The 246-nt window shown below is 50.0% G+C and carries 1 pseudogene; it reads right to left on the bottom strand.

The window, feature by feature from the left end:
* Nucleotides 1-3: 3 nt before the first annotated feature.
* Nucleotides 4-246: pseudogene (locus R0J87_RS23350) on the bottom strand (phosphopentomutase); the annotation flags it as partial.

Below are 246 nucleotides of genomic sequence, written 5' to 3'. Positions count from 1 at the left end.
CTCTTAGTTAATTTTATTTTTAAACGAATCGCCGTACGCCATAGCGTCCAGCCCAAAATAATCGGCCAGCGTCTGGCCTATATCGGCAAAGCTCTGACGCTCACCTAAATCGGTTGCCTGCATGCCGGGTTTATACACCAGCACCGGAATATATTCACGCGTATGCTCAGTACCCTGCCAGGTAGGGTCGCAGCCATGATCAGCAGTCAGCAATAACATAGTGTCAGCATCACAGGCAGCCATCAG

This window comes from Halomonas sp. SIMBA_159, from assembly GCF_046536035.1.
GTDB lineage: Bacteria > Pseudomonadota > Gammaproteobacteria > Pseudomonadales > Halomonadaceae > Vreelandella > Vreelandella venusta_A.
Note: the sequence above shows the minus strand (reverse complement) of the source record. Positions and strands in the feature narration are given on the sequence as shown.